Below are 1,147 nucleotides of genomic sequence, written 5' to 3'. Positions count from 1 at the left end.
CCGAATTCGGCTTCTACTTAGCCTCATGATTGTGGCTCCTCGGGGGCTCGGTGAAGTGTGGTAACTCCATCAAGCACACCGACGGGGCCACTTTCAATTTGAATCGACGACCACCCTCAAGAATCTCGGATCAGGGCTAGTTCTTGGGAGGGGCTGATGTGACGGGGCTCGGTCGCAGCGCATGCGTACTCGCGGTCTTGGCGGCGATTCCTACTCTCGCCGCTGCTGCGCCGCTCTTTCTCGGTCTGGGCGACCTCTCCGGTGGGGCCTTCTACAGCCAGGCGAATGCCATTTCCGACGACGGCCAAGTGGTGGTCGGCCGAAGCTCCTCAAGCTCCGGAACCGAAGCATTCAGATGGACCGCGTCGGGCGGAATGGTTGGACTTGGGGATCTTCCGGGTGATGGATTCGGAAGCACCGCGCTTGGTGTGTCAGCGGACGGCCGGGTCGTGGTGGGCGAGGGTGGTGCTAGCGGGGGCGTCACGGAGGCCTTCCGTTGGACAGCCGCCGCAGGGATGGTTGGGATCGGGCACCTTACTCCGGGCGTACCAGTATCGAGCCAAGCGCTTGGGATCTCCCCCGATGGTTCGGTGGTTGTCGGGAGTTCCTTTACGAGGTTTCCGAAGAGAACAGACGCATTCCGGTGGACGGCAGGCGGGGGCATGGTCGGCCTCGGTGGCAGCCGTGGGTTTGGACTCGACGCATCGACGGACGGATCTGTGATTGTTGGTTGGGAGGGCGGACCATCTGAGGCATTTCGTTGGACCTCAAGCACTGGGTTGGTCGGGCTCGGCGACCTTGCAGGGGGTGCCTTCGACAGCAATGCACTCGCTGTTTCGGGCGATGGCAATGTGATCGTGGGACGCAGCGAGTCTGCTGCGGGCATGGAAGCTTTCCGTTGGGTGCAAGGCACAGGCATGGTCGGGTTGGGTGACCTTCCGGGTGGCGGCTTTCGGAGCGAAGCTTTCGGCGTGAGTGACGACGGCAGCGTGGTCGTCGGCTGGAGCGATGTTGGCGATCACGAGAAACCGTAGAAATCTGATCATCTAGCCGTGGTCGCGCGCGAGTGCTGGTTTCTCGTCAGAACGGCGAATCGGTGTCGGTCGGATCGGTGTCGAGTTCGCGATCGAGAGCCGCGAGGTAGTGT

The 1,147-nt window shown here is 62.2% G+C and carries 1 protein-coding gene; it reads left to right on the top strand.

Annotated features, from left to right (window positions below):
* Positions 1-158 precede the first annotated feature (158 nt).
* The gene (locus GY937_14160) at positions 159-1,034 is read left to right on the top strand and encodes a PEP-CTERM sorting domain-containing protein (protein MCP5057845.1); all 876 of its coding nucleotides are present in this window, start codon (positions 159-161) and stop codon (positions 1,032-1,034) included.
* The last annotated feature ends 113 nt before the right edge of the window (positions 1,035-1,147 follow it).

This window comes from bacterium (genome assembly GCA_024228115.1).
Lineage (GTDB): Bacteria > Myxococcota_A > UBA9160 > UBA9160 > UBA6930.
This window is presented reverse-complemented; position numbering and strand designations above follow the sequence as displayed.